The 5,801-nt window shown below is 68.2% G+C and carries 3 protein-coding genes and 1 pseudogene; 3 read left to right on the top strand and 1 reads right to left on the bottom strand.

Annotated features, from left to right (window positions below; all coding sequences use genetic code 11):
* Positions 1 to 127 precede the first annotated feature (127 nt).
* Positions 128 to 2,734, top strand: a complete 2,607-nt coding sequence (clpB, locus tag U9980_RS13045; RefSeq protein ID WP_322768151.1) for an ATP-dependent chaperone ClpB — start codon at positions 128 to 130, stop codon at positions 2,732 to 2,734.
* A 28-nt stretch (positions 2,735 to 2,762) separates the two neighbouring features.
* Here the strand turns inward: clpB and U9980_RS13040 are convergent, their stop codons facing one another.
* A complete protein-coding gene (locus U9980_RS13040; RefSeq protein WP_322768150.1) occupies positions 2,763 to 4,052 on the bottom strand; it encodes an HNH endonuclease signature motif containing protein in 1,290 nt (429 codons plus the stop codon).
* Positions 4,053 to 4,474: 422 nt separating this feature from the next.
* Here U9980_RS13040 and U9980_RS13035 point away from each other — a divergent pair, with 422 nt between their 5' ends.
* Positions 4,475 to 5,035 (top strand): polysaccharide deacetylase family protein, encoded by a 561-nt coding sequence (locus U9980_RS13035; protein WP_322768149.1) that lies wholly within the window; start codon positions 4,475 to 4,477, stop codon positions 5,033 to 5,035.
* Positions 5,036 to 5,093: 58 nt separating this feature from the next.
* A pseudogene (locus tag U9980_RS13030) lies at positions 5,094 to 5,801 on the top strand (pseudouridine-5'-phosphate glycosidase); the annotation flags it as partial.

Below are 5,801 nucleotides of genomic sequence, written 5' to 3'. Positions count from 1 at the left end.
CGACAGCGCCGCGCCCGCTGCTGCTGGACCCGACTGCCTTGCGAGACCCAATCTTAAGCCGGAACGACTCAACTATTCTGAGCGTTAATGAAGATGGAATCAACTAAACGATCATTCTAGGACTCCCATGAACGTGGACCGGCTCACCGCTCGCTCCCAGGAAGCACTCTCCTCCGCAGTCAGCCGCGCTACCGGCGACGGCTCACCGCTCGTCGACCCGCTACATCTCCTCGTAGCCGTCCTGAGTCAGTCGGGCGGGGTCGCAGTCGACCTCCTTGACGTCACCGGGGCCCCGCTTGCCCAGGTACGCGCCCGTGCCGAGGCCGCGGTCAGCCGGCTGCCGCACGCCACCGGCGCCAGCGTCTCCCCACCTCAGCTGTCCCGGCAGCTCATCACCGTCCTGGACAACGCCGAGCGGCAGGCGAACCGGCTCGGCGACGAGTACACCTCAGTGGAGCACCTGTTGGTCGCGCTCGCAGAGGAGGGGGGCGAGGCGGCGCGGGTGCTCACCGAGTTCGGCGCAACCGCTGAAACCCTGCGTGGTGCCTTCGAAACCGTCCGCGGCGGCGTCCACCGGGTGACCAGCCGCGATCCCGAGGACTCCTACCGGGCGTTGGACAAGTTCTCCGTCGACCTCACCGAGCAGGCTCGAGCCGGCAAGCTCGATCCGGTCATCGGCCGCGACGCCGAGATTCGCCGGGTTGTGCAGGTCCTGTCGAGACGGACGAAGAACAACCCCGTCCTCATCGGCGAGCCCGGCGTCGGCAAGACCGCGATCGTCGAAGGGCTCGCACTGCGGGTCGTCGCCGGTGACGTTCCAGAGTCCCTGCGCGACCGCCGCATCGTGTCGCTCGACCTCGGGTCGATGGTGGCCGGGTCGAAACTGCGCGGTGAATTCGAGGAACGGCTACGGGCCGTCCTCAACGAGATCCGGTCCGCCGAAGGTCGGCTCATCACGTTCATCGACGAGCTGCACACGGTGGTCGGTGCCGGCGCCGCCGAAGGTGCCATGGACGCGGGCAACATGCTCAAGCCCATGCTCGCCCGCGGCGAGCTGCGAATGATCGGCGCAACAACCCTCAACGAGTACCGCACCCGCATCGAGAAGGACCCGGCCCTGGAGCGCCGATTCCAGCCGGTACTGGTCGGCGAGCCCTCGGCCGAGGACACCATCGGTATCCTGCGCGGGCTCAAAGAGCGGTACGAGGTGCACCACGGCGTGCGCATCACCGATGCGGCCCTCGTCGCCGCGGCCACCCTCTCCGACCGGTACGTCAGCGGGCGGTTCCTGCCCGACAAGGCAATCGACCTGGTGGACGAGGCCGCGTCTCGCCTCCGGATGGAGATCGACAGCCGACCCGTGGCCATCGACGAGCTGGAACGGGCCGTCCGGCGTCTGGAGATCGAGGAGATGGCGCTGTCCAAGGAGAGCGACGACGCGTCGAAGGAGCGGCTGGGCCGCCTCCAGCGCGAGCGGGTCGACAAGCGGGCGGAGCTGACAAGTCTCACCGCCAGGTGGCAGGCGGAGAAGAGTTCCATCGTCGAGGTGCAGAAGGTCAAGGAAGAGCTGGAGAACGCCAAGCGCGCCGTCGAGGTCGCCGAACGGGATCTTGACCTGGCCAAGGCCGGCGAGCTGCGTTACGGCATGATCCCGATGCTGGAGAAGCGGCTCGCGGCGGCAACCGACGCGCTACCCGGCCCAGACGAGCCCGGCGGCGCGATGCTGAAGGAGGAGGTCGGCCCGGACGACGTCGCCGAGGTTGTCGCATCCTGGACCGGCATTCCCGCCGGCCGGCTCCTGGAGGGTGAGAGCGCCAAACTGCTCCGCATGGAGGACGAACTGCACGCCCGCGTGATCGGGCAGCATGCCGCGGTAGGTGCTGTCTCCGACGCCGTGCGCCGCGCTCGCGCCGGCATCTCCGACCCGGATCGGCCGACCGGCTCGTTCCTCTTCCTTGGTCCCACCGGCGTCGGAAAAACCGAGCTGGCGAGGGCACTCGCCGACTTCCTGTTCGACGACGAACGGGCCGTGGTGCGCATCGACATGAGCGAATATGCCGAGAAGCACTCGGTGGCCAGGCTTATCGGCGCGCCGCCCGGCTATATCGGGTTCGAGTCCGGCGGGCAGCTCACCGAGGCCATCCGCCGGCGTCCGTACAGCGTGATTCTGCTGGACGAGGTCGAGAAGGCGCATCCCGACGTCTTCGACATTCTGCTGCAGGTGCTCGACGACGGACGCCTCACCGACGGTCAGGGCAGAACGGTCGACTTCCGCAGCACGATCGTGGTAATGACATCCAACCTCGGGTCGCAGTTCATCGCGGACCCGACCCTGTCACCCCAGGTGCGACGCGACTCGGTGATGGTCATCGTCCGGGAGGCGTTCAAGCCCGAGTTCCTCAACCGACTTGACGACGTTCTGGTCTTCGATCAGCTGGCCAAAGAAGATCTCGCCCGCATCGTCGACCTCCAGCTCGACCGGCTGCGGGCTCGGCTCACCGACCGGCGCATCACGCTCACAGTCACGGACTCAGCGCGGGCCTGGCTCGCCGACGCCGGCTTTGATCCGGTCTTCGGGGCACGCCCGCTGCGCCGGCTGGTGCAGACCTCGATCGGCGACTCGCTCGCCCGGGAGCTGCTCGCCGGCATCGTGCGGGACGGCGACGAAGTCGTCGTGGAGGTCGACCCGGACCGACCCGGCCTCCGTGTTCAACCGGCCGTCCGCGCGGCGTGACCCAGCCGGGTTCACCACGATGGGTTCATCACGATGGCCCGACAGTGGCCGTTCGGATCCGCCAGTTGCCGGTGTCATCGCGCTGGAGGATCTCGCCATCCTCATGGAGCCTACGGTGATGTCGCCCGCACTGGAGGACGAGGTTGGCGAGGTCGGTGGGTCCCCCATCAATCCAGTGCACGAGATGATGGCTGTCGCAGAAAGAGGGTGGACGATCGCATCCCGGATAGACGCATCCACCGTCGCGGAGCTCCAGCGCACGGTACTGCGCTGGAGACACAGTAGGAGTGGCTCGGCCCAGCTCCAGAATCTCGCTGTCACCCCAGGTCAACAGCCGGGTCACCCGCGCGTCGCAGGCCAATCTCCGGGCGGCGGCGTGACCGATGAGCCCGCCACCGGCGAAACCCGCCCGGGCGGTGAACCCGGTGGGGAGCTCCCCACCGGGTTCCGTTGTGGGCTCGCGTCCCTGCGATCGCGCCGCAGCGGGTCCGACCCAGTCGACGCGCGGTTGCCCCGGCGGCGGTACCAGCGTCGCGACATCGACCACTGCGGTCAGCTGGGGACGATGTCCATGCACCTGGGAAAGATCTGCCTGGCCCAGGTAATGCCTGGCGATTTCGATCAGGGCATCCGCCCGCCGCTGCGCCTTTGACCGGTCATCGCCCGCTGTGGGTGCGCCTCCCATCGCCGCGTCCAACGCCGCGGTGACGGTCTCTCCACCCTCGGCGTCGAACTGTGCATCCAGGAACACCTTGCCCTCAACCGAGGATGAAACGATCAATCCACGGGCCCGATGTGCCCTGTCACGGTCTCTGTCCGCGCCGTCGGGATCAGAGGCCTGGGCCCAGTAACGCACGACCCGCCCCAACGTCGCCGGGTCCGTCCCCCGAGCCGCAAATGTGAACATCCCATGGGATTTGATCGCCGCCTCCCGACGTTGTGGCGTCACCGCCGAGGTCACCGCACGAACATGGGCGAAGGACACATCACCCTCGCGGAACGCGGCCGTCAGTTCTGGTAACACCGCCAGCTCCCGGCTCGCGCGCAGCACTGCCGACCCTGCGGACCGCGACACCCCGCAACGGGAGCGCAGCCACGCCTGCACGGACAGGAAACCCTCGAGCTGCCACCACCGCGACGTGTCCAGACGATCGATCGAGCGCACCCACAATGCCTCCAAGGCGTTGGTGAACCGACGCAACTCCATGACAAACTCCGCCACGTCCTGTGCTGACAATTCCGACGGATCGAACCCGGCCGCCATGCCCCGCAGCCCGGGTAGGTCAGCCAACCCACTGCCGGTCATACCGCCGGTCATACCGCCACCCCCACCGAAGGTCGAACTTATGTTCGAAGTGTAGCTGACGATTCGGCCACGATCAACCCGTCGACGACATGCCGAACCCGCGCTCGTGATCCGACCCAGCGCTGTGACGCAAGGCTGTGGACGCAAGGCTGTGATGCGGGTAGCGGCGCTAGAGTGTGCCGGTGTGTATTCCCGGTCGGCCGACCCGCCGCATCCTGATGGCCGGGACCGCCGTGACTCTCATGGGATGCTCGGCGACCGCAAGCAACGCCGGCCGAGCCGGAGCACAACCCGAGGCAGGCGCACCCTCGCCCGCGCCGGCGGCACCCGCAGCCGCCTCCCAACCGGCGCAACCGCCGGCAACCGCGTTGACGCCGACCGCGGCGGGCGGGCCCGCAACCGAACTGATGCGCGCGAGTTCAGGACGCCCGGAGGTGGCCCTGACATTCCACACCAACGGTGACATCGCCCTGGTCGACGGGCTCCTCGCCGCCGTGGCACAGGCACGTGTACCGATTACCTGCATGTTCGTGTGCAACTGGCTGGAGCGGTATCCGGACTACGCCCGTCGCGTCAGAGATGGCGGGCACGAAATCGGGAACCACACGTACACCCACCTCGCCGATCTCGACCGGCAGAGCGTTTCCGTGGTGCGCACGGAGGTGGAGCACTCGCAAGAGATCATGGACCGGGTGACCGGCGGACCGGGGGACTACTTCCGGCCGTCGGCGATGCACCACAGCACCCCGGCGGTACTCGCCGAGGCCGGCCGCGCCGGTTACGCACACTGTCTGTCCTACGATGTGGATCCCCTCGACTACACCGACCCCGGTGCCGACGCTGTGGTCACGCGCACACTGGCAACGGTCCAACCCGGCTCGGTGATAAGCCTGCACTTCGGGCATGCCGGTACAATTCCGGCCCTGCCACGGATCGTCGCCGGCCTGCAGCAAAAAGGGCTCCGTCCGGTGACAGTCCGCGAACTGTTCGCCTGACCCCGTCGGGCTACAGCAAGCGATGACGCCGACGAGCCGGTACGAGTAATGTCGGCCGGTGCGAGGGCTGGCGGTTGCCGACGAGGTCCGGGTGGCGCTGGCTGCGGGACGCCCGGTGGTCGCGCTCGAGTCGACGTTGATCGCCCACGGGCTACCCCGTCCGCGCAATCGCGAGGTCGCAGCTGAGCTGGAAGCCCTGCTGCGCGCCCGTGGGGTGACTCCGGCGACGATTGCCGTCATTGCCGGGACGCCCACGATCGGTCTGGACGCGAGCGCGCTCTCGATGATCGCGGATGCGCCTGACGTGGCGAAACTGTCCGTCCGCGATCTCCCGGTCGCCGCCGCGCTACGCCGCACCGGCGCGACCACGGTCGCTTCCACGTCTACTGGCCGCCCGCGCCGGAATCCGTGTGTTCGCGACCGGCGGGCTCGGCGGGGTGCACCGCGGCTGGGCCGACAGCGCCGACGAGTCCGCCGACCTGGTGACACTGGCCCGCACCCCGATCACGGTGGTCTGCGCGGGGGTGAAATCGATCCTGGATGTCGGCGCCACCCTTGAACGGCTGGAAACCCTCGGGGTGACGCTGCTCGGCTGGCGGACGGATATTTTCCCCGGTTTCTACCGGTCACGCACTGGATTCACGCTCGACTGGCGGGTCGACGCAGCGCACCAGGTCGCGTCCGTCATGGCGGATGCCGACGCCCTCGGCCTGCGCTCGGCCGTGATCGTCGCCAACCCGGTGCCTGAGACCGAGCAGCTCGACCA

The organism is Protofrankia sp. Cr1, from assembly GCF_963555865.1.
Classification (GTDB): domain Bacteria; phylum Actinomycetota; class Actinomycetes; order Frankiales; family Frankiaceae; genus Protofrankia.
Note: the sequence above shows the minus strand (reverse complement) of the source record. Positions and strands in the feature narration are given on the sequence as shown.